Origin of the sequence: Clostridium sediminicola (genome assembly GCF_050402865.1) — a bacterium.
Taxonomy (GTDB): Bacteria; Bacillota; Clostridia; order Clostridiales; family Clostridiaceae; genus Clostridium_AF; species Clostridium_AF sediminicola.
Map to the genome: position 1 here is coordinate 1 of NZ_BAABMF010000035.1, position 23,720 is coordinate 23,720.

Sequence of the window (23,720 nt, forward strand, 5' to 3'; positions counted from 1 at the left end):
GACCGGTAGCACCTTTCATGCCTGTAGGGCCTGTTGGACCGGTAGCACCTTTCATGCCTGTAGGGCCTGTTGGACCGGTAGCACCTTTCATGCCTGTAGGGCCTGTTGGACCGGTAGCACCTTTCATACCAGTAGGTCCTGTTGGGCCTGTAGCGCCCTTCATGCCAGTAGGACCTGTAGGGCCAGTAGCACCTTTCATACCAGTAGGTCCTGTTGGGCCAGTAGCACCTTTCATACCAGTAGGACCAGTAGGACCGGTAGCACCTTTCATACCAGTAGGTCCTGTTGGCCCTGTAGCGCCCTTCATGCCAGTAGGACCTGTAGGGCCGGTAGCACCTTTCATACCAGTAGGACCTGTAGGGCCGGTAGCACCTTTCATACCAGTAGGACCTGTTGGACCAGTAGCACCTTTCATACCAGTAGGTCCTGTTGGGCCTGTAGCGCCCTTCATGCCAGTAGGACCTGTAGGGCCGGTAGCACCTTTCATGCCTGTAGGGCCTGTTGGACCGGTAGCACCTTTCATGCCTGTAGGGCCAGTAGGGCCTGTAGCGCCTTTCATGCCAGTAGGACCAGTTGGGCCAGTGGCACCTTTCATGCCTGTAGGACCTGTTGGACCAGTAGCACCTTTCATACCAGTAGGTCCTGTTGGGCAAATAGGACAATCAGGGCATGGACAACAAGTATTTATACAATCGTATTCCTCTATAATATAAGGGCATTCATCATAGTATTTATCATAACAATCATAATATTTATCGTTATAGTAGTCTTCAACATAAAAACTATCTTCGTCCCAATTTGGACAATCTTTATTATTCATTATTTTTTCATCTCCATTTTTAATGCATGAGAGTATTTTATTTATAATTAGTAAGTTTATAAAAATTCCAGTTAAAACTAATAATATAAATGGAATTTCTATATATGAGAATCTAGAATGAAACTAAAAGAAAATCAATATTTCGATGGAAATTTTTTAAAAAGGTAAACAATCCTTAATATATAATATGTATGGAAATTGAAAAAGTTAAAATAAAGAGATATATTGAAAAAAACTATTTATTAACTATTTATCTTTAGTGTAAATATAATATAAATTAGATGCATATTATGAAAAGTGTAGGTATAAGTTAAGTATAATCTTTACAAGGGGGCAAGTTATTGAGAAGAAATAGTTTAAGTAAAAATAAAATAAAGAGTACTAATTGTGATTTACTTTGTAAATTGGCAGATTTATATGAGCAAAAGGGAGAAGCATTGAATGCACTTCTAAATTATAAAAAAGCATTATTTATCGCAGAGGATAAAAAGCAAATACAAGATATTAGAAAAAATATAATTAACTTAGAATATAAGGATTATGATGAAGAATCAAAACACAAACTTTTAATATATAAAGAACAAGTAGAAAATTATGCTAGAAAGCAAATGGAAAATCCAAATGTCAAGATCAAAATATTAGATTATATTACAGAAGAACCTCCTAAAAAAGAAAGCTTTAAACCTAAAATATTTTTTGGAACTATGGAAATAGGGGGACATATGGAAAAGTATTCAAATATATTAAGGAAAAAAGGATATGATGTGTGTTGCGTCAATTATTATCCTACTTATCTAAATTATAAAGCTGATTATATACTAAACATATTAGAGAGTATTAATCATGATGAATCTAAAAAAAAGGCAATAGATTTTGCATCAAAAGTTATTCCAGAGTATGATATATTTCATTTCTTTTTTAACACTAGCTTGACTTTAAACAATATTGATTTACTTGTATTAAATAACCTTAGTAAAAAAGTAATAATGCATAATGTGGGTTCAGATATAAGATTATATTCTGAAGGAATTAAAATGAACCCATACTTAGCTTTAGCAAAAAATTGTAAAAAATTATTAAATGAAAACCATAAGAAAAATAAAATGAAAAACTTATCAAAGTATATAGATAATTGCATAGTTGGAGACACAGAACTCAATGAATATGTGAAAACTTATTATAAAAATGTTTATATACTTAGAATTTCGCGAGAATTAAATCTTTACCCTTACGCATGTCAGCAATCTAATAATTTTAAGCCCATTATTGTTCATGCACCCACTAATACAGCAATTAAAGGTACAAAATATATAGTAAAAGCAATTGAAGAACTTTCTCATAAATATGATTTTCAATTTACTTTAGTCCAAAATATATCCCATGGAGAGGCAAAGAAAATCTATCTAAAAGCAGATATAGTAATTGACCAAATTATATTAGGATCTTATGGTGGAGTTGCTGTTGAAGCAATGGCAATGGGAAAACCAGTTATAAGTTGGATTTCTGATTTCATGCGTAAGAGATATCCAAACGAATTACCTATAATATCTGCAAATCCCCATAATATAAAAGAAAAAATAGAAATATTACTTAGTGATAGAGATATGAGAATAAAATTAGGGAAACAAGGACGGAAATATGTTGAAAAATATCATGATGCAAATAAAGCAGTAGCAAATTTATTAAAGATATATAATAAGTGTAATTAGAATTTGTATTTACCACTATCCAATGAACATAAATTTTGAATGACTATATAATATATTGAACACTATTCCAATTTGTTTAAATTATTGAGGGGGAATTATGAAAAAAATAAAACTATTAATATTAGTAAGAAAATTTGATAAAATTTATCCAAAACATAAACATTTATTTGATTCTATTACAGCTTTAGAAGAGTTTGCTGAAGTTAGGTATTGGTATAAGAATGGTGATATTAATGACATATTAAAAGAGATGAATTTCTTACCAGATTTTATTTATTATTATGATATAACACATGGATATGGACTTGCTCCTAAAATAGTAGGATTAGATAAAGTAAGTATACCAAAAGGATGTCATGTTTGTGATATTCATCGTTCCAAGGAAAGAAGAAAAAAGTTTATTGAAAATAATAATATAGATTTAATATTTTCATATTACAAAGAGCCATTTTTAAATACTTATCCTGAATATACAAATAAATTTAGGTGGAGTCCATTTTCTGTGAATAATAATATTGTGAAAGACTGGCATTTAAATAAAGATATTGATTACCTTCTAACGGGACAATTTTACTATAAAGACTCTAAAAATCCGCCTAAACGATTACCGCCCAAGGGAAAGTATATATTTAGAGAAGCTGTTTTTAATAAAATGAGATTGGATGAGGGTTTTGAGTTTATTCCACATCCGGGACATACAGTTAAGGCATCTGAAAATGTAATGATAAATGAGAACTATACAAAAAAATTAAGTAGAGCAAAAATATCTTTCACATGTGGTTCAGTGCTGGGATATGCAGTCGCTAAGTATTTTGAAGTGTTAGGATGCAAAACATTATTGTTAGCAAAACCTAATAAAGACATTTTGGAACTAGGATTTCAAGATGGTATCAATTTTGTAGCATGTGATGAAAATGATTTTTATGAAAAAGCATTATATTATAAAGATAATGAAAAAGAACGAGAAAGAATAACAAAGAATGGATATGAATTCATTCATTCCTATCATAGTAATAGTATTAGAGCATTACAAGTTATAAAGTATATTGAAGAGTATCTCAAAAACAAAAAAAACTAAATCATAAAAATGTTTTTGGCCAGTTAAAGAGCTAAAGGCATTTTTATTTTGTAACCTATTTTAGAAAAGTAACATTAATAATTTTAAGCTCATATAGTATTAATGTATAAAAAATTCATTGACAAATGGTTTTGATTAGAAAAGAGCTTAGAGGTCAGATAGAGGAGAATTTATGAAAAAGCTGAAAATATTAGTATTAACAAAAAGATTTGATTTGCATATGCCCAAGCACAAACATTTATTTGATTCAATTGTAGCTTTAGAAAAATTTGCAGAAGTAGTATATTGGCATGACGATGGTGATATTAATAAAATTTTAGAAGAAATAAAATTCATTCCAGATTTTATCTTTCATTATGATATTGAATGGCGGTATGCATATGCTCCTACAATAACAGGATTAGAAAAAGTTAATATACCAAAAGGCTGTTATGTAAAAGATATTCATTGGAATCCTGAAAAAAGAATAAAGTATTTTGAAGAGAATAAGATAGACTTAATATTTTCCTTTACTAAAAATCCATTCTTAAAGAAATACCCTCAATATGAAAATAAGTTCAGATGGATGCCATTTTCAGTTAACCCTTACATTATTAAAGATTGGAAATTAAATAAAGATGTTGATTTTCTTTTGACAGGACAATTTTATTATAAAGATCCTAAAAATCCTCCTAAACGGTTACCAAAGAAAGGTATTTATACGTTTAGAGAGGCTGTTTTTAATAAGATGAAGGATAAAAAGGGATTTGTTTTTGTTCCTCATCCAGGACATAGAACTAAAGGTGGTCCAAATGTAATTATAAATGAAAATTATGCTAAGGAATTAAATAGATCAAAAATATCTTTCACATGTGGTTCAATATTGGAGTATCCAGTAGCTAAGTATTTTGAAATCTTAGGGTGCAGAACACTATTACTAGCAAAACCTAATAAAGATATTTTAGAGCTTGGATTTCAAGATGGCGTAAATTTTGTAGCATGCGATGAAAATGATTTTTATGATAAAACATTATACTATAAAGAAAATGAAAAAGAGCGAGAAAGAATAACAAATAATGGATTTAACTTCGTTCACACGTATCATAGTAATGAAGTTAGAGCTCAACAATTTATAAAAAATATAGAAGTCTTTTTAAAAAACAAATAGATATTTAGGGTCAGTATAAGGAGAAGTAATAATGAAAAATAAATATAAGAAAGCTATAGTTACAGGTGGAGCTGGTTTTATTGGAAGTCACATTGTTGAAGGACTTTTGCAAGAAGGTTTAGAGGTAATTAGTATTGATAATTATTTTTCAGGCAAAAAAGAAAATTTAGCTCCATTTAATAAATATAATAATTTCCATGAAATTGAATGTGATGTTACAGATTATGAAAAACTAAAAACCTATTTTAATGGAGTGGATATAGTATTTCATAATGCTGCTTCGAAGAAAACTGTATGTATACGTGATCCAAGAAGAGATCTCGATATAAATGCAAAGGGAACTTTTAATATTTTAGAACTTTCTCGTGATTTTGGGGTAAAGAAAATTGTGCATGCATCATCAGGTTCAGTATATGGAGAAGCGAAATATTTTCCTCAAAATGAAGAACACCCACTTAATCCAACCTCATATTATGGTGTAAGTAAACTAGCAGGTGAAAAATATGCTAGAGCATTTTGTGATCTATATGGATTAGATGTTACTATTCTTAGGTATTTTCACGTATATGGACCAAGGCAAGAATCAAGTGATTTAGGTGGTGTGGTTTCTATATTTGGTAGAAGAATTTTACAAGGCTTAGAGCCTGTAATTTTTGGAGATGGTACGCAGCAACGATCTTTTACTTATGTTAAGGATATCGTTGAGATTAATAAGCTGGTTGCTATGAAAGAAGATACAAAAGGAGAAGCTTATAATTGCGCATCTGGAATAAACATTACAATTTATGAATTAGCTTATGAGCTAAAAAGATTATTAAATAGTGAGCACATTGGAATTAAGTATTCAGATTGGGTACCAGGAGATATAAAGGTATTCGATATAGATAATTCTAAAATAAGAAAATTAGGTTTTGAGTTTAGTACACCTTTTGATGAAGGGGTTAAATTAACTTTAGAGTGGCTTAAAAATTTGTATTAGGTTACAGAAAGGAGAATCGAATTTGTGTAATTATCTCTCGCTTATTCGAAATTTATAATATATGTCTAACAAAAAGAAAATAATAGAAAAAATTCAAAACAAAACAGCACTAGTTGGTATTGTAGGATTAGGATATGTTGGCTTACCTCTTGCCGTTGAAAATGCAAAATCTGGATACAGTGTTATTGGTTTTGATGTACAAAAAGAAAAGGTTAATATGATAAATAGTGGACAAAATTATATTGGAGATATAGTAGACGGTGAACTTACCCAATTAGTTGAAAATGGACGAATAAGAGCAACTACACATTATAGTTTTGTAAAAGATGTAGATGTAATAATAATTTGTGTTCCAACTCCATTAGACAAATATCAGCAGCCAGATATAAGTTATATAAAAACTTCTGTTGAAGGTATTGCAGAATATATTCATAATGAAATGCTAGTTATTCTTGAAAGTACAACTTATCCAGGTACAACAGAAGAACTTGTTTTACCTATACTAGAAGAAAAGTCAGGATTGAAGTGTGGACAAGATTTTTATTTGGCTTTTTCTCCTGAGAGAGTAGATCCAGGTAATATAAAATATAAAACAAAAAATACACCTAAAGTAGTAGGAGGTGTGGGAAGTGATAGTACAGAGGTTGCAGGAATATTGTATAGAAATATTCTTGAAAGTGAAGTTTTTCAGGTATCTAGTCCAGCAATTGCAGAGATGGAAAAAATTCTTGAAAACACTTATAGAAATATTAATATTGGTTTAATAAATGAAATGGCTATAATTTGCAATAAAATGAATTTAAATATATGGGAAGTTATAGAGGCAGCAAAGACTAAGCCCTATGGATTTCAGGCATTTTATCCTGGTCCTGGTCTAGGTGGACACTGTATACCGCTTGATCCTTATTATTTAACCTGGAAGGCTAGAGAATATGATTATCATACTAGGCTTATAGAAACTTCTGGAGAAATAAATAATTATATGCCCCAATATATTGTAGAAAGAGCATCAAAAATACTAAATAGATTTAAGAAACCTTTAAATGGTTCGAAAATTTTAATACTTGGGGTTGCATATAAAAGTGATATTGATGATTACAGAGAAAGTCCTGCATTGAAAATTATAGAAATTTTTAAGAATGAAGGAGCAGAAGTTTTATTTAATGACCCTTATATAAGTATGTATAAGTATAAAGGAAAAGAATTTTATGGAGAAGAGTTAACAAGTGAGTTATTAAATAATTCGGATTTAGTTGTTATTACAACAGCCCATAGTAAATATGAATACAAGGTTATTCAAAATAAATCTAAATTTATATTCGATACTCGAAATGCAATGAAGAATGTTGTGAATAAGGAAAATATTGAATTGTTATAGAAGTGGCATGGATTAATAGTGAGGTATTTTTTCTGAAATTAAAACAAGTGGACGCATATAGAAAACTAACTATAAAACTTAATTTATACATGTTCCAAAATATCAAGAACTAGTGAATTATGGTGCATGTATAAATTAATAGTTATAACCTTGTTTAATGTATATTATAAGTTATTTTAATTGATATCTTCTTGAAAATTATCTGTATCTATAATCAATGAACTTTTTGGATAATTATATTTTAGCATTACCCAAAAGGCCAAACCTACGAATACAGCTCCTCCTATTATATTACCTATTGTTACGGGAATAAGATTTTTAATTATATTAGCTATATTTATTGATTCTACTGAAGCTTCAGAAATATGAGAAGAGTAAATAAATTCTGGATTTCCTTTAGCTAATAACCCTATAAATAAATAGTACATATTAGCAACACTGTGTTCAAATCCACAAACAACAAAAGTCATTATTGGGAACCATACAACAGCAATCTTGCTTACCACGTCTTTTGCAGCATAAGAAGCCCAAACAGTTAGTGTAACAATAAAATTACATAAAATTCCACTGGCAAGAGCATTAGTAAAACTTAAGTTACATTTATAAGCTGCTATTTTTATTGCATATCCACCTAATGCATCATGGTTACTTCCCAAAAGATCACTATAAAATATTAATAGTACAATAATAAATGCACCTACAAAGTTTGATAAATATACAATTGTCCAATTTTTAAGCAAACTCCTTATAGTGATTTTCTTTTCAACTAATGGAATGATTAGTAGAGAATTTCCTGTAAATAGCTCGGCACCACAAAGAAGCACTAGCATTAGCCCAACGGGGAATATGAGTCCAGCTGCTAGCTTTGCTAATGAAAAATTTTCTATTGCATGAGAACCCATAGCGGCCCCGAATCCACCAAGTGCTATAAATGCACCAGCAAAGGCACCAGCAATAAAAGTTTGAGATATTTTCTTCTTTGTTTTCTTTATACAAGTATGTATTGTTGATTCATAAATTTCTGGAACGTTAAGCATCATGTTATTCATAAGTCTGTTGTCCTTCCTAGTGAGTGATGAAATTTAACAATAACTAGTATTATATGTGAGGCAGACATCGTAGTCAATAAATAAAAGTAAGAAAAAGGTTATTTGCTGATAATAGAGAATTTTCTAAATAATAGTTTAATTTTATTTATTTGATTGTAAGAGATAATCTTGTTTCATTACTCTTTCTTTAATAAGTGATAAAAAACTTTGGGGGCCTAAAACTTTAATTACTGGTCCAAAAGATAGTATTCGTATCAAAAGTTCAGTTTCATCTTGTTTTTTATAGTAAATATAACTTATATACTTATCTGTTTCTTCATGATATTCTGTACGTTTTTCATAGTTTGCAAAGTGAAGCATACACCTTTCAACAGCATTTCTTTCTTTTGATATTTCAATTACTACAGGTTCATTACATTGAGTTTCTTTATTATATTTATGGAGATTAAGCTGACCATAAAAAGTTTCATTAGAGCTATCAGCTTGTAGAATACGTCCCAAATTGATAGTTATAAGTTCTCGTATTTCACCGTTTTTTATTTTAATAGCATGTATTCTGAATTTATCATCTTTACTGGAATATTCAAATTTGTATGGAATAAAATTTCCTGTAATTAGATTTTGTTTGCGACTATTAAAAGTGATTTTTATTGGTGTTTTATTTTTGAATGCTGCTAAAACTTTGCGAAATATATTAATATAATTTTCATCATTATAATTATCACCATCAGAATAGTTATCAAAATTACAGAAATCATTTATATCAAAAAGAAGATCAATAGGGTTTAATGATTTTATAAGGTACATGATTTCTTCTTCATTTAAGAATAATAAAATTCTTTTATCCTGTAAAATGGTTTTTAACCAGGATTTTTCTAAGAGAGTTAAGGGTAATTTAACAGGTGCATTAAGCTTTGATAAATATTTTTTATTCGATTCTTGTAAAAGATCCCACTCTCCATTAATAAGCTTGGGTAATACATGAAGAGTACTTTCAGAGAAAGCATTTTCCTCTATTATATTCCAAATAGTTTCTTTTGAAATTGGATTATGGATTGATCTATTTAAAATTTTAGAAACTGCATTATAATAACAGCTATATATTTCTGAAAATAATTCCATTAGTCTGATTCACCGCCTTGATACATTTCTTTCATTCTATTCATATCATCGTAGAATTTCTCTTGAGCATATTTATTTGTGGTTTCAAGGGAAATAATTCTACCAGTAAAACTTTTTACCCAAGTCATCATTTCGTTTACGTCGAAAACTGCATTAGTATAAAGGTAAAGATTTTTGTCAATTTTTTCAAGATCTCCACCACGACCTTCTCTATTGATGCGGTTAATAATAAAATCTTCTTTATCTTCATCGATATAAAATTTTATCTCTATTTTTTGGTTCCTAATATAATCGCCAAAGGATACTCCCCAGCATTTATTTTGATTATTATTTAATTTTTCCTTTATATCATCATAGTTTGAGTATTCATCTAGTAGTTTAACTGACTTAATATAATCTAGTCTATTGTTAATAAATCGAGATTTTTCTTCATTGTAAGTATTTAGATAACGACGACCGCTTTGATTGCTTACGAATATTTTTATAGGGATAGCAGTATAGTTTACAATATTAGATGTTTTTGAACTTTGATTTATAAATGATATTTTTCTTTTTTCTTTTATAGCTTTTAGAATAGTAAGTAAAACTTTATCTTCTAATGTATGTACAATAAAATGGTGTTTAAAGTTAAAAACATCATTGTTTTTTTCTTCTTTATCTAATATATAGCTACCTATAACCCCTAAAGGCGCTACTCCTTGAAAAAACTTGATAGCATCCAATATGTTTTCGTAATTATTTGTAAAGTTATTAAGGGAATCCTTTGACAAAGAGTAGTATAAAGATTTACCTCTTTTTTCTTTATTTAAAATACCTTCTTTTACATATTCATTTGCTTTTATTCTAACTGTTTGTGGCTCAAAAAGTTGTCCGCTTACTGAAGAAATTTTGTCTGTGAGTTCTTCTACATTGAGAGTACTTTTTTTATTTAAAATATTTAGTATATAAAAATGAAGCATAATATCATTATTAGTAAAACTTTTTGATTTCCATGCTGAGTAGAGTGGATTTGAAGTTATTTTTGAACTATCAAGAGATATAAATACTCGTTTACCTTTTTTTGAGTTGTCCCATTTTATATAATCTTCTAGGTAACTTTCAATTCTACGTCTTTCATTATCATAGGTACGTGAACTTTTTTGAGTAAAGTCACCTCTACCTTTAAATCCGTATATATAAAAATCACGCATGTAATCTCTTATCTTATCAAAATTTTTAATAAGTTCTGAGAACTTGGACATTCTAAACACCACCTTTTTCAGTTGACAGTTGACAGTTTTCAGTACTGTCTACTGTCCAAAGTAAACTGTAAACTGCTTTAAGTCTTATTGTAAATATTTTACCAACATGAAAATATAAAATCAACAATACTTCAGTGTACAAGTGACTGTCAACTGTTCACAGTAAACTGTCAACTAAATAATTTGTTTTCGCAACTTTTTTTAAATGATAAATTGATACTAGGATGGTAATATTTACTCATGGGCTTATTAATTCTATGTTTTGGTTTTAAAAGCCAAGCGGTGCTAGAAGGTGCTACTTTCACAGTATACCGAATGAAAAGCTCCGATTATGATTTGACGGAGGTTCGATTCCTTCACTGTGAGATTCACAGTTAACTCAGCGGTTAGAGTAATCAAAAAGTTGGATCAGTGGGTTCGATTCCCACAACAGACCTGCTAAGTCTGATTTTAAAAGAAGATATATTTTGTAGTGCTCAGTGAATGGATACAAGCAACATTTTCTATTTACAACATAATTCATAGCTTGTAACTTTGAGGATACCGTTTATTATTTTTCTTATCAAATCTAATATCTGGCATAGTATAAGGGGATTAGAAGGAATAGGATTAATGTAAACTCAATCGAAGTTCCCTATAGAATTGTGTGAGTATTACAACAAATATCTAATAAGAAAGGGGATTTATATGAAAATTATTATTAATGAAAATGAAAGAGGATATTTATTTAAGAATGGTGGCTTTGTAAAGTTTTTAACTCCAGGAAAGCATTCTTATTTAGCTATGCTTGGATATACTATAGAAAAAGTAAGTTTAGACGGATATGTTGATTTAGCTGGAGTTAATATTAATGTATTACTTAGAGATAAAGATTTTTCAGACAGTATAGTACAGATAAAAGTACCTGATAACTCAATAGCTATTCACTTTATAGATGGAAGAATAATAAGTACTTTGATAAGTGGAGAATATGAATTTTGGAACATATTCGAAAAACATACATTTGAAATTATTGATGTTTGTGAACCAGAGGTATCAAAGAATATGAAACTATATCTTTTTAAATATATATCACCTAACTTGTATACAAAGATACAAGTATCTGAAGGAGAAACAGCACTATTATATTTTGATGGGAAGTTTCAAAGAGAATTATCTAAAGGGGTTCATTATTTTTGGAATACTAATGTAAAAGTATCACATAAAATTGTAGATATGAGGACTCAGCAATTAGATATTTGTGGGCAAGAAATATTGACTACTGATAAGGTTTCTTTGAGAATTAATTTTGTTTATAGTTATAAAGTGAAAGACCCTGTGAAACTTTATTCTGAGATAAAAGATTATGAAACACAGGTATACATAGTGACTCAACTTGCTTTACGTGAGTATGTTGGTATGTATAAATTTGATGAATTATTATCTCAAAAAGAAGCGATAGCGGATTTTGTGTTGAAAAAATTAAAAGAAAAGCAAGATGAGTATTATATTGAATTTGTTAATGCAGGTATAAAAGATATTATTTTACCTGGTGAAGTACGTGATATTATGAATACTGTTTTGATTGCTGAAAAAACAGCACAAGCAAATGTAATATCAAGACGTGAAGAAGTTGCATCCACAAGAAGTTTGTTGAATACAGCAAAACTAATGGATCAAAATCAAACTCTTTATAAGCTTAAGGAATTAGAATATCTAGAAAAAATATGTGATAAAGTAGGAAATATTTCTGTTTCTGGTGGAAATAATCTTTTGGGACAACTGAATGAGTTATTATGCGAGAGAAAATAAAGGATTAAGTTGTTAGAAACAGCTATGGCTACCGTCGTGATTCAAGACGATAGCTTTTTTTCATAAATTTTAAATTCTACAGTATTATATTTGGGTAATTTTTAGAATAATAGTATAATTAAAGTATAAGATAAAATTCTTGAAGGAATTAGTTAATCAATATTAAGGAGCAATGTTATATGAAAAGTAAAAAAACTATATCTATCCTTGTTTTTGGTATTGCTGTTTTGGCATTTATTGCTACGGTAAAAGGTATATTTTCTAGCGGTGGAGGAGGAAGTTTTGAGTTTCAGTCTATTCATGGCCAGACAGTATTGATTTATGGAAAAGGTTTATATAAGAATATGTCAGCAGCATCAGCACCTGATGGAATTGCACAAGATGTAGTAACACTGACTCTTGCTATTCCAATGCTTTTAATATCACTTTATTATTGGATAAAAGGTTCCTTAAAGGGAAAGTTATTTCTCGCAGGCACATTGATGTATTTTTTATTTACCTATTTATTGTATATGGTTTTAACTATGTATAATGAGTATTTCTTAGTATATGTTGCTCTTACATCACTCTGTTTTTTTGCATTTATATTAATTATGACTTCATTTGATGTGGATAAAATTTATTTAAGATTTAGTAAGAAATTACCTACAAATATTATTGGAGGATTTTTAATATTTATTGCTATAGTAGTTGGACTGAACTGGCTAAACTTAATTTTGACACCTTTGATGGATGGAAGCTTTGTACCTGAGACCCTGGAACATTACACAACTATGCCTGTTCAAGGTTTTGATTTAGCATTTATGTTGCCTACAGCTTTTATAGCAGGGGTGAGCTTACTTAAGAAGAAACCTTTTGCATATTTGATAGCGCCTGTATTTACGGTATTTTTGGTGATAATGATGACAGCACTTTCAGCAAAGATGTTAGGACAACTATTAAGAGGAACAGAAGGAGCTTTACCAGTAATGTTTGTTTTTGCTCTATTTGCTTCTATAGCAGGATATTGTTCTTATTTAATTATGAAGAATGTAAAAGAAGTGTAATTATAATGAAAAAAGCTGGTGTCGTGAATTCGATGCCAGCTTTTTATCTATATATGCCTTTATTCTCTATTTAGAATATTTAGATACTTTTATATCAGAAATATAAATACAATCAGTTATATCCTCTTCCATAAATGAAAGTATATCATCTGCCTCTCCATAAACTAATACACCGTCTTAACTCCGTTTTCCTCAATATATTCTAGAGATGATTTGTAAAAATCTCTTTGATTTTCGCTTTTATCTAGGGATATGGTGAAGTCTTTTCTGTCGTATAAATATTGTAAAAGTGATTTAAAGTGTGTTTCAATAAAATTTAATATTTCCAGGGCAATTTTCTATTGAAGCAAGTGCTTTAAAAAAAGTCTCGCTAACTAAATCTTCTGCCAGATGATGATCTTTGCAAAGAGAAAGGAGATATAAGTATAGTTCTCTATGATAGAGTCTATAAATTTTTTCTAAATATTTTTTATCCATCAAATCCCCCTTTCACTTTATAAACGAATAATTTAGTGAAATGTCACAGCTGATGTTGATTTTCTTGCTTAAAATCTTTAATTAAGCCTTTATCTGCTTCGTAGATGGGTAGAATGTATGTTTGCTATACCATTTACATCTAAATTCAAGTTTTCACTTTTGTGAAAGGTGTCAATGAATAGAGAGAAAATTACGAAGTACTTTCGTCTACAATTAATATTACATTAGTATCATGAATTATCAATCACTACCATTGTGGCAAAAATGGAAATTTTATGATATTATCTAAATAATGGATGAACTATGAAGTTTCCGTTGAGTTTATATCTATATAGGGAGGTAACAGGATGAAATTTTTGTTAAGAATATTTATTTTGATATTAAGCTTATTGATATGTATATCAATAACTAGTTGTAATAGTAATAAGAAAGAATTAATTGGATTATGGAAAGGAACTCAGGCTGATATAAATGTCGATTCTGAAGTTCCATTAGAAAAATTCGATATTTATTATTTCCATGAAGACAATAAAATAGATTTAGGTAACTATGATTATAGTTCAGAAGATTTTAATCATAATTATGCATGGGTAGAGAAGGGCATAAAGTATGAATGGTTAGACAAAAACAGTATTGATATTAAATATAAGGGGTCTAATATATTCGATGTAAAGATAAAAGGTTCTAAAGTAGTACTTACAAGTAAGGATTATTCAATTTCATTTACATCAGAATCAAAAAATTGACAATCAAAGGACATACTCTTATATTCTTCTTGGGGTAAATCTAAATCAAATACAATAACAGATGGTTTATTTAAAGGGATTTTTTTAGCTTGTTTATATTTTTCATTTACAGTTAATTCAGCCATAGCAATATCATCTTTACCAGTGGAAACAACAACATACTTTATTTTATCTATTCCTTTAGCTGGATAGTGAGCAATAAAAGATGATGTTTCGGTAGTTCCAATTCTAATGTTATCATACATTTCATAATTATTCTTAGAATTTCTATGATAAGCCACCATTCCAACACTATTACTTTTTAAGTAGCCCACTATTCTAATATCTCCAGTATCTTCTATTCCAGCTATTGTAATATTAGAATCACTATCTTTTATTCTCATATCATAATCTTTTATCCATTGCAGTATTGAAGTATTATCATTACCGTAAATTTGTTTTGGTTTATTTGTATGAAATATTATTGCAGATATAGAAATTATTATAAGGATTAATAATAGTGCTTTCTTTTTCATAATTAGTCCTCCGTTTTTAATAGGGTAGTGTAGAATAAATATCATTTTAATTCTATATATTTTTTCCTCTTGCTTATATTTATCAAAATTGAATTTATAGAGTGAAATACCAAAATAACTAATAATGTTAATATTGATGCCATACTTGAATAGCTATTTGGATAGTATGAAATTAATTAAATAAATTGCTCCAAACACAATACAAAAAATTCCTGATAAATTCATTGTTGTTTATCCTTTCATAAGTGATTTTTATAAATAATCAATCTAAGTAGAGTTATTATACTTATTGATGACACTATATTAAATATGTTAATATATTCTTTATAAGGTTAATTATATCACAATGGACAAGGGAGTAACGTACATGGGAATAAAAAGTATGAGAAGACAAGAACTGAGTTTATTTAATTTTTCTTTAGTAATAGTTTTAGTTAATACATTAATAAATATTTTAGCCATTAGAGGCATTGAAAAATTACCGATTGAATATGTTGAATACATAAATGGAGCAATAAGTATTTCTAGATTTATGTTTTTAACAGCTATATTAATGTCTTTTGCCGGCATAGGGGTTATTAAAGAATATTCATATGGAGATAGTTTTGTAAAGGTGAAAACTTATGGTAGAAATATACTTGTTGTAAATCTATTAATTTTATTATATTTAATATTTATATGGCAAACTAAAAATAACTATATTATTTTTCAATCGACATTAAATATGTTTGTGTATTCAATTCCAATGACTATTTCTTGGATTGCATATAGATTAACTAAATTAGATAGGAAAGCAGAATGGCAAAAATCGTGTGGAACTTATAACGTAAATGAAAATAAGAATAGTTTTTTTTGGAGATTTAATATACATTATAAAAAACCTAGTAGAGTTTTCACTAGAACGGACATTTTACAAGAGTGGGGAGTCTGGTTTATTTTTAATTGGGTTATTTTATTGGTGATTATTACAAGCGTTAAAGCAAAAGGATTGACACTAGATATGGTTATAAATAAATATAGTATATTACCAACTATATTTATTGGATTATGTTTTATTAAGCCAGTATTATTCATAATTGATCTTTTCTTTAATTCTGTTGTTGTACTTGATGGAGAATGTACAGGCTTAGTTGAAAAGAGTAGGCATAGAAGTAATAAAGTAGATTATGAATATATAGTAACAAATTATGATGTAAAAAAAGAAGTGAAATTTACAACTAGTAATCCTTTATACTTTAAAGAGGGTGACAATGTAAGAGTATATTATACTTTATTGTCTAAGAGACTATTAACTCATCATTCTAGTAATAAATAAATTAATAAGGGTGGAAGATACTATGAAATCAAAGAACTACATTGTTTGCTGACCCAGATGGAAATATACATGAACTTTTTGCTGAAATATAACAACTTGATTTCAAAAAAATATTTAAAACAACCTAACTTTTGTAAATTAAATAACGTATAGTTTACGAAGACAGTTATCAGTTATCAGTATAGGAAGCTTTCTCAAGTGAAAGCTTTTAATTAAATAAAAGACAAAATGACTTTCTTTTGCATCAGCAAAAGCACTTATGGGTGGGCTTAAGAATTAGTTATACTTTTCTTTCAAAATATGCAATCTTCAAGCATTTTTGAAACAAATATAGTAGAAGTTATTTTTAAACGATGCCATACCTTAACTGTAAACTGTCAACTGAAAAAAGGGGTGTTTAAAAATGAGAAAAATAGGACTATCCATTTCACTTTTATTAATAATAACAATAGTTATTTCCACAGGATGTTCTAGGAGCAATTCAAATACTGTGGATAATGATTATGTTATTAAAGAAAAAGCATTAACAGAACCAGTTCATAATATTAGTGAAGCTAATAATAAAGTTGCATTTAAAATGTTGAAGGAAACTATTAATGTAAATAAGAATAAAAACACTGTAATATCTCCAATTAGTATGAATACAATACTTTCACTTACTCAAAATGGAGCAGCAGGTGAAACGAAGGAAGAAATGATGAATGCTCTTGAGTTAGTGGCAAATGATGATGATTATATTAATAAGAGTTACAAAAATATAATTGGTAATTATAATAGTTTAGAAAGTATAGAGGTTAAGATGGCTAATTCAATTTGGATTCAAGAGGGATTACAAGTTGAAGATAACTTTAAGAATGACGGTAGAGTAAATTATGAGGCAAGAATACAAAATGTTGATTTTTCGAAGAAAAGCACTTTGTTTATAATAAATAAATGGATAGAAGAACATACCAACGGTAAGATAAAAGACATAGTAAATTCTTTTGAAGACACAGCTGTAGCTCTAATAAATAGTGTTTACTTTAAAGGAAAGTGGTTAAATCAATTTAAAGAGAATATGACATCTAAAAGAGAGTTCACAAATAGTCAGGGTAAAGTAAAGAATGTTGATATGATGAGAGAGACACTTTTTGTCCAATATAATAAGGGAGATACTTTTGAGTCTGTTAGGCTTCCTTATGAAGATGATAACTTTGGAATGTACATTTTTCTTCCTAATGAAGAGAGTAATATTGAGGAAATGTTGAAAGAAGTAAACTTTAATAATTGGAGTAAATTGACAGCAAATGCAACTGAAAATGATATAGAAGTGCAATTACCTAAATTTAAGATAGAATTTGAACAAGAACTAAATGAAATGCTTCAAGGATTTGGTATGAAAAAAGCATTTGAAGGTGGCGCGGATTTTTCTAATTTAAGCAAGAATCATGATTTATTTATATCTTTAGTAAAACAAAAATGTTATATAGATGTGAATGAAGCGGGAACAGAAGCAGCAGCGGTTACTGCAGTTATGTTAGAAGAATCGGCTATGGAGATAGGGGAGATTCCACAATTTATTGTAGATAGACCTTTTGTATATGCTATTGCAGATAGGAACACTGGAATGATATTGTTTATGGGAGAAGTTAATGATTTATAGTTGTAAATTGTAAGTCTGGAAGTATTATAAAGAAATAATCCAACCGTTTATAGATTTGGGTATTAGTGAGAAAAATATTACATTTCATGGGGATGTAAAGACCTTTACTGTTACTAATCACTGCCAATTGAATAAAGAGGTGTTTTAAAATGATAAAAACAAGGAAAGTAATTTTATTTTTTTTAGTAGTAATAATAGCTATTTCCACAGGATGCTCTAGGAACAATTCAAATGTTGTGGAAAATGATTATGCAATTAAAGCAAAAGCATTAACAGAGTCTGTTGATGGTATTAGTGAAGCTAATAATAAAGTTGCATTTAAAATGTTGAAGGAAACCATTAATACAAATGAGAATAAAAACATTGTAATATCTCCAATTAGTATGAATACAATACTTTCACTAACGCAAAATGGAGCAGCAGGTGAAACGAAGGAAGAAATGAAGAATGCTCTTGAACTAGGTAGATATGAGGATAATAATATTAATGAAAGTTACAAAAATATTATTGCTAATTATAATAGTTTAGAAAGTATAGAACTAAAGATGGCAAATTCAGTTTGGGTTGGGGAAGATTTGAAGGTTGAAGAAGATTTTAAAAATATAGGTAGAGAAAAATATGAGGCAAAAATACAGAACGTTGATTTTTCAAAAAGAGGTACTCTAAAGGTAATAAATTCTTGGATTGAAAAACAGACTAATGGAAAAATAAAAAAGATTGTAGACTCTATAGATGGTACTGCAATGTTGTTAATAAATAGTGTATATTTTAAAAGTAAATGGTTAAATCAATTTGAAAAAAAAATGACCTCTAAAAAGATATTTACAAATAGCCAAGGTAAAGCTAAAAAAGTTAATATGATGAAAGAAACGCAATATGTTCAGTATGTTAAAGGAAATAGTTTTGGATCTATTAGACTTCCATATGAGGATGAGAATTTTGGAATGTACATTTTTCTTCCAAATGAAGATAGCAATGTTAAAGAAATATTGAAAGAAATAAACAATGAGAATTGGAACATGTGGATAGAAAAAGCAACAGAAAAGGAATTACAAGTTCAATTACCTAAATTTAAGATAGAGTTTCAACAAGAATTAAATGAAATGCTAAAAGAGTTTGGTATGGAAAAAGCATTTAGTGGAGATGCGAATTTTTCAAATTTAAGCAAGGAAGATGATTTATTTATTGATTTGGTAAAACAAAAATGTTTTATTGATGTAAGTGAAGGCGGGACAGAAGCTGCAGCTGTAACTGAAGTTGATGTAGACAAATGTGATGTGGAGACTGAAGAAGTTAAACAGTTTATAGTAAATAGACCTTTTGTATACGCAATTGCAGACAAGAATACTGGGATGATATTGTTTATGGGTACGGTGAATGATTTATAATTGTAAATTGTAAGTTGTGGATACCTTTCATTTCATGAAAGATTTAATCTATTTTGAAATATAACCAATCTTATGGAGGTAGTGGATTATGGATGTTAGTGTTTTTCTTTTAATGGGAGTGTCTTTTATTATAATAAATTGTTTTTTAACATACTTTATTTCAAAAAGAAGTCAACATAAAATATTAAGATATATCCCTGTATTAATTTCATTAGTAGGCGCTCTATATTTTGGTATTAGTCCTCAGTTTATCAATTATGGTATTTCTATTGGAATAACTTTCATGGTTTTAGGAGTGTTTTGTGGAGTAGCATTTGTAACCTCATCAATTACGCTTATTGGGAGCAATATAGTAGACAAGAATAAAAGGAAGCTTTCTTAATAGGAAGGTTCCCTTTGTTCTTAGGTTTTATTTTAATTGATAGTGGTTTATAATATTAATTATTATAATAAATTTGTAAGGTAGAGTTTTTTATCACAAGTAATTTTATTGTGATAAAAAATTAATAATAATCACTATAAGTTGATAGGTTGCTCCAACAAAATAAGCTTGTCTTTCTGAATTATATGGTTAAGTATCCATTTAAAGATAAATGATAATAAATCTTCAATGCTTTTTTCGGATGTCTCGTTAAGAAGGTTACATTCGAATTCATCTAATTTTTTAATGAAATTATCGTGTTCTCTTTTTTGAGCAAAGAATTTAGGATATTCGATACTTAGCATATAGTCTTCTTCTGATTTAAAATGAAACTTGGTATATTGATTTAAACTTTTAAATATATCAATTAGTTCAGTATTAGTATCAACATTAGATTTGTTTTCTAATAACGAGTAAGCTTTATTTCCGATTTCAAAAATATATTTGTGTTGTGCATCAATTAATTTATTTCCTATACAATATTTTTCTTCCCATACAAGCATATTAATACCTCCAAAATTTATAAATTGTAATATATTTTAATAAAAAACATTATAATTGAAAAAAAGATTTATTTCAATATAAAATTTTATGATATTAAATTTAATTTTAAACATAAAGAGAGTTTGAGATAATCAATAAAGAGTGGGGTTGAAACATGAACAAAATAATTGGAATATTAGCTCACGTAGATGCAGGTAAAACCACATTTGCAGAGCAACTACTATTTCATACAAAAAGCATAAGAGAAAGAGGAAGAGTAGATCATAAAAATACTCTTTTAGATAGTCACAATATAGAAAAGGAACGAGGTATAACTGTATTTTCAGATGGAGCAGTTATGTCTTATAAAGATGCAACCTACTATTTGATTGATACCCCTGGTCATATGGATTTTTCTGCAGAAATGCAAAGAGCCATTAAAGTCATGGATTATGCGATTATAATTATTAGTGCAGTAGAAGGTGTACAAGGGCATACTGAAACAGTATGGCAGCTTCTTAGAAAGTATAATGTACCTACTTTTTTCTTTATTAATAAAATGGACAGAACAGGTGCAGATGCTGAAAAAGTATTGCTAGAAATTCGCACTAATTTAACGGAGAATATATGTGATATTTCAACTAGCTTTAATAATGGAGAAATGCAAGATGCGCTTATAGAATTTATAGCAGGGCTAGATGAAGAGCTTCTGGAAAAATATTTGGAAGAAAATTTTGAGAAAAGTTTATGGCTTAAGTCTATGAAAAAAATGATTAAAGAAAATGAAATCTTTGCATGCTCTTGTGGTTCAGCGCTGAAAGATATTGGTGTAATAGATTTTTTCGACAAAATTCATTTACTAACGTATACAGATTATAATGTTGAAGAACATTTTGCTGCACAGGTCTATAAAATAGGACATGACCAAAATGGAACAAGAATAACTTATATGAAAGCTTTAACAGGTTCATTAAAAGTGCGTGATGAAATAAGTTATGGTGATGATGGAAATAGTATCTGTGAAAAAATCACAGGAATCAGGAAATATAATGGAAGTAAATTTAAATCTGTGGATAAAATTTTAGCAGGAGAACTTTTTGCAGTTACAGGAATTACAGGGCTGTTGGCAGGAGAGAGTATAGGAAATGTGAGAGAAAAAGTAGCTTATGAAATTGTACCAACACTAAAATCTAAGGTAATATTTGATTCATCTTTAAATACAAAAGAAGTGTTGAAGTCCTTTAAAATTTTAGAAGCGGAAGATCCTTCTTTGAATGTAACTTGGGAAGAAAGTTTGGGTGAAATTCATATTAATGTTATGGGAATAATCCAATTAGAAGTATTAGAAGAAATAGTGAAACAGAGATTTGATTTTAGTATTACTTTTGGAACTCCACAAATTCTTTTTAAAGAAACTATAGAAAGCTCTGTAAATGGTTGTGGTCATTTTGAACCGTTAAGGCATTATGCTGAGGTACATTTAAAATTAGAACCAGCAGAAAGAAATAGTGGGATTAGTTTTGAAAATAAATGTCATGCAGATGACTTGACTACTGGGCAACAAAATCTTATTCGCCATCATATTTTTGAGAGAGAGCACAATGGGTTACTGACCGGAGCATCTATTACAGATATAAAAGTAACACTGCTCACTGGGCGAGCACATAATAAGCATACTAGTGGTGGAGATTTCAGAGAAGCTACTTATAGAGCATTGAGACAAGGATTGGAAAAGACACAGAATGTTTTGCTAGAACCTTACTATAAATTTAAAATTAAGGTTGATTTAGAACATATGGGGAGGGTCTTAGCTGATGTTCAAAAGGCTTATGGTGATTTTAATCCTCCTGAAACAAAAGGTGAAAAGGCAATCTTAACAGGAAAAGTTCCTGTAGCTACTTTTATCAACTATAGTACTGAATTAGTTTCTTTCACAGGTGGAAAAGGAAGTATAAACTTAGTATTTGGTGGATATTATCCTTGTCATAATTCAGAAGAGGTTATAGAAAAGATTAGTTACAACAAAAATGCTGACCCTTCTTATACATCAGCTTCTATTTTCTGTTCAAAAGGGCAAGGATATGTAGTTCCTTGGGATGAAGCAGAAAAAGAAATGCATTGTTTGAATTGAGTCTGTTTTGACTCACGAAATATGTGGAAATGCTAAATATTTATCCTAAAAGTTGCTAAACCTTATTAAAAACAACTATTTCTAATTGGCATAAAAATTGCATTAATATATATTGTAACATAACATTTGTCAAAACAGGAGGTAATGGAAATGAGATATGAAGGGGCGATTTATAGACCGCCAAGTGAAGCTTATAGTTTGCTAATACAAGTATCTTTTGGGTGTTCGCATAATAAATGTGTTTTCTGTAATATGTTTAAGAATCAAAAATTTAGAATAAGAAAACTAGAAGAAGTATTTGAAGACTTGGAAACGGCAAGAGAGCAGTATAGGGAAGTAAAGAGAGTATTTTTAATTGATGGAGATGCACTATTTCTAAAAACTGAGAATTTAGAAAAAATTCTTTTGAAAATAAAAGAATTATTCCCAGAATGTGAACGAGTTGGACTTTCTGCAACTGCACAAGATGTATTGAGAAAAGGTGAAGATGATTTAAGAAGATTAAAAGAATTAGGTTTAAAGATTATTTATATGGGAGTTGAATCTGGAAGTGATGAAATACTTAAAGATAATAATAAGGGTTCAACTGCAGAAGAAATGATTCAGGCAGGACAACTAGTTAGAAAAGCTGGAATAAAGTTATCAGTATCACTTATTTCAGGATTGGGCGGAAAAGAAAAATGGGAAATGCATGCTGTGGGAACTGCAAGAGTAATAAGTGCAATGAATCCTGATTATATTGGGCTCCTTACATTGATAGTAGACGAAAACACAGGAATGTATGAGAAGATTGCAAAGGGAGAAATTACTCTTTTATCTCCTAAAGAAGTTATGATTGAAACTAGAAAATTTGTGGAAAATCTAGAACTTACAAATTGTTTATTCAGAGGGAATCATGCATCAAATTATGCTCCTATTTCAGCAACATTAAATAAAGATAAAGATCAATTATTAAAACAATTGGATAGTTTTATAGAAGCTGATCATAGTTTTAAAAGTGATAATTTCAGAAGATTATAGGAGGTGGACATTAGATGAGATATGAAGGAATGGTATATAGGCCACCTAGTGAAGCCTATAGTTTAATTATTCAAGTAACTATAGGGTGTTCTCATAATAAAATGGTACCTATGTCAAGGACAATTTAAAAAGGGTGTTAAGATGCTAAGAGATGATTTCTGTATTGTACAGGAGTCATCTTGTTTAGGTTCCATTGATATCTATAATTATTGTAATATCTTA

At 29.1% G+C, this 23,720-nt stretch carries 22 protein-coding genes and 1 pseudogene; 15 read left to right on the forward strand and 8 right to left on the reverse strand.

Annotation, left to right across the window (positions count from 1 at the left end; all coding sequences use genetic code 11):
• Positions 1-820, reverse strand: an 820-nt coding sequence (locus ACQ3F0_RS25545) for a collagen-like domain-containing protein (RefSeq protein WP_487250450.1), incomplete at its 3' end; no start/stop codon positions are given.
• Positions 821-1,161: 341 nt separating this feature from the next.
• On the opposite strand from ACQ3F0_RS25545, the gene ACQ3F0_RS25550 reads away from it, so the two are divergent.
• The 5 genes from ACQ3F0_RS25550 (at position 1,162) to ACQ3F0_RS25570 (ending at position 7,111) form a co-directional block, all read left to right on the forward strand.
• Positions 1,162-2,529 (forward strand): glycosyltransferase, encoded by a 1,368-nt coding sequence (locus ACQ3F0_RS25550; protein WP_428868650.1) that lies wholly within the window; start codon positions 1,162-1,164, stop codon positions 2,527-2,529.
• A gap of 97 nt (positions 2,530-2,626) precedes the next feature.
• A complete protein-coding gene (locus ACQ3F0_RS25555; RefSeq protein ID WP_428868651.1) occupies positions 2,627-3,607 on the forward strand; it encodes a glycosyltransferase family protein in 981 nt (326 codons plus the stop codon).
• Between the two features lie 172 nt (positions 3,608-3,779).
• The gene (locus tag ACQ3F0_RS25560) at positions 3,780-4,754 is read left to right on the forward strand and encodes a glycosyltransferase family protein (protein WP_428868652.1); all 975 of its coding nucleotides are present in this window, start codon (positions 3,780-3,782) and stop codon (positions 4,752-4,754) included.
• Positions 4,755-4,785: 31 nt separating this feature from the next.
• Positions 4,786-5,733: an SDR family NAD(P)-dependent oxidoreductase gene (locus tag ACQ3F0_RS25565; RefSeq protein WP_428868653.1), complete on the forward strand. Its 948-nt coding sequence runs from the start codon at positions 4,786-4,788 to the stop codon at positions 5,731-5,733.
• Positions 5,734-5,794: 61 nt separating this feature from the next.
• Positions 5,795-7,111: a nucleotide sugar dehydrogenase gene (locus ACQ3F0_RS25570; protein ID WP_428868654.1), complete on the forward strand. Its 1,317-nt coding sequence runs from the start codon at positions 5,795-5,797 to the stop codon at positions 7,109-7,111.
• A gap of 176 nt (positions 7,112-7,287) precedes the next feature.
• Here the strand turns inward: ACQ3F0_RS25570 and ACQ3F0_RS25575 are convergent, their stop codons facing one another.
• The 3 genes from ACQ3F0_RS25575 to ACQ3F0_RS25585 form a co-directional block, all read right to left on the reverse strand.
• Positions 7,288-8,160 (reverse strand): formate/nitrite transporter family protein, encoded by an 873-nt coding sequence (locus tag ACQ3F0_RS25575; protein ID WP_428868655.1) that lies wholly within the window; start codon positions 8,158-8,160, stop codon positions 7,288-7,290.
• 141 nt (positions 8,161-8,301) lie between these two features.
• Positions 8,302-9,282, reverse strand: a complete 981-nt coding sequence (locus ACQ3F0_RS25580) for a WYL domain-containing protein (RefSeq protein ID WP_428868656.1) — start codon at positions 9,280-9,282, stop codon at positions 8,302-8,304.
• Positions 9,282-10,523: a WYL domain-containing protein gene (locus ACQ3F0_RS25585; RefSeq protein WP_428868657.1), complete on the reverse strand. Its 1,242-nt coding sequence runs from the start codon at positions 10,521-10,523 to the stop codon at positions 9,282-9,284. Before ACQ3F0_RS25585 ends, ACQ3F0_RS25580 begins: the two co-directional genes overlap by 1 nt.
• Positions 10,524-11,210: 687 nt before the next feature.
• On the opposite strand from ACQ3F0_RS25585, the gene ACQ3F0_RS25590 reads away from it, so the two are divergent.
• Together ACQ3F0_RS25590 and ACQ3F0_RS25595 are read left to right on the forward strand one after the other, a co-directional pair.
• Positions 11,211-12,314, forward strand: coding sequence for a slipin family protein (locus tag ACQ3F0_RS25590; RefSeq protein ID WP_428868658.1), 1,104 nt, complete (start codon positions 11,211-11,213; stop codon positions 12,312-12,314).
• Between the two features lie 179 nt (positions 12,315-12,493).
• Entirely contained in the window at positions 12,494-13,360 is an 867-nt protein-coding gene (locus ACQ3F0_RS25595) for a hypothetical protein (RefSeq protein WP_428868659.1), read from the forward strand.
• A 306-nt stretch (positions 13,361-13,666) separates the two neighbouring features.
• Here ACQ3F0_RS25595 and ACQ3F0_RS25605 read toward each other — a convergent pair whose 3' ends face one another.
• On the reverse strand, positions 13,667-13,837 hold the full coding sequence (locus ACQ3F0_RS25605) for a sigma factor (protein WP_428868660.1): 171 nt from the start codon (positions 13,835-13,837) through the stop codon (positions 13,667-13,669).
• A gap of 347 nt (positions 13,838-14,184) precedes the next feature.
• On the opposite strand from ACQ3F0_RS25605, the gene ACQ3F0_RS25610 reads away from it, so the two are divergent.
• Positions 14,185-14,583 carry a hypothetical protein gene (locus tag ACQ3F0_RS25610; RefSeq protein ID WP_428868661.1) on the forward strand — a complete coding sequence of 133 codons (399 nt, stop codon included), beginning with the start codon at positions 14,185-14,187 and terminating at the stop codon, positions 14,581-14,583.
• Here ACQ3F0_RS25610 and ACQ3F0_RS25615 read toward each other — a convergent pair.
• Positions 14,547-15,098, reverse strand: coding sequence for a hypothetical protein (locus tag ACQ3F0_RS25615; RefSeq protein ID WP_428868662.1), 552 nt, complete (start codon positions 15,096-15,098; stop codon positions 14,547-14,549). The genes ACQ3F0_RS25610 and ACQ3F0_RS25615 overlap by 37 nt on opposite strands.
• Positions 15,099-15,465: 367 nt before the next feature.
• Here ACQ3F0_RS25615 and ACQ3F0_RS25620 point away from each other — a divergent pair, with 367 nt between their 5' ends.
• The 4 genes from ACQ3F0_RS25620 (at position 15,466) to ACQ3F0_RS25635 (ending at position 19,825) form a co-directional block, all read left to right on the forward strand.
• Positions 15,466-16,413 carry a hypothetical protein gene (locus tag ACQ3F0_RS25620; RefSeq protein WP_428868663.1) on the forward strand — a complete coding sequence of 316 codons (948 nt, stop codon included), beginning with the start codon at positions 15,466-15,468 and terminating at the stop codon, positions 16,411-16,413.
• Positions 16,414-16,816: 403 nt separating this feature from the next.
• Complete coding sequence (locus tag ACQ3F0_RS25625) at positions 16,817-18,055, forward strand: serpin family protein (RefSeq protein ID WP_428868664.1); 1,239 nt, start codon at positions 16,817-16,819, stop codon at positions 18,053-18,055.
• A 149-nt stretch (positions 18,056-18,204) separates the two neighbouring features.
• Positions 18,205-19,443, forward strand: coding sequence for a serpin family protein (locus tag ACQ3F0_RS25630; protein ID WP_428868665.1), 1,239 nt, complete (start codon positions 18,205-18,207; stop codon positions 19,441-19,443).
• Between the two features lie 88 nt (positions 19,444-19,531).
• Positions 19,532-19,825: a hypothetical protein gene (locus ACQ3F0_RS25635; protein WP_428868666.1), complete on the forward strand. Its 294-nt coding sequence runs from the start codon at positions 19,532-19,534 to the stop codon at positions 19,823-19,825.
• A 134-nt stretch (positions 19,826-19,959) separates the two neighbouring features.
• On the opposite strand, the gene ACQ3F0_RS25640 is transcribed toward ACQ3F0_RS25635, so the two are convergent.
• Complete coding sequence (locus ACQ3F0_RS25640) at positions 19,960-20,367, reverse strand: bacteriohemerythrin (protein WP_428868667.1); 408 nt, start codon at positions 20,365-20,367, stop codon at positions 19,960-19,962.
• A gap of 155 nt (positions 20,368-20,522) precedes the next feature.
• On the opposite strand from ACQ3F0_RS25640, the gene ACQ3F0_RS25645 reads away from it, so the two are divergent.
• From ACQ3F0_RS25645 to ACQ3F0_RS25655, 3 genes and pseudogenes are all read left to right on the forward strand, one after another.
• Positions 20,523-22,478 (forward strand): GTP-binding protein, encoded by a 1,956-nt coding sequence (locus ACQ3F0_RS25645; RefSeq protein ID WP_428868668.1) that lies wholly within the window; start codon positions 20,523-20,525, stop codon positions 22,476-22,478.
• 150 nt (positions 22,479-22,628) lie between these two features.
• Positions 22,629-23,498: a radical SAM protein gene (locus ACQ3F0_RS25650; RefSeq protein WP_428868669.1), complete on the forward strand. Its 870-nt coding sequence runs from the start codon at positions 22,629-22,631 to the stop codon at positions 23,496-23,498.
• A gap of 14 nt (positions 23,499-23,512) precedes the next feature.
• Positions 23,513-23,599: pseudogene (locus tag ACQ3F0_RS25655) on the forward strand (radical SAM protein); the annotation flags it as partial.
• Between the two features lie 35 nt (positions 23,600-23,634).
• Here ACQ3F0_RS25655 and ACQ3F0_RS25660 read toward each other — a convergent pair.
• Positions 23,635-23,720: IS3 family transposase (locus ACQ3F0_RS25660; RefSeq protein ID WP_428868671.1), on the reverse strand; the 86-nt coding region annotated here is incomplete at its 5' end.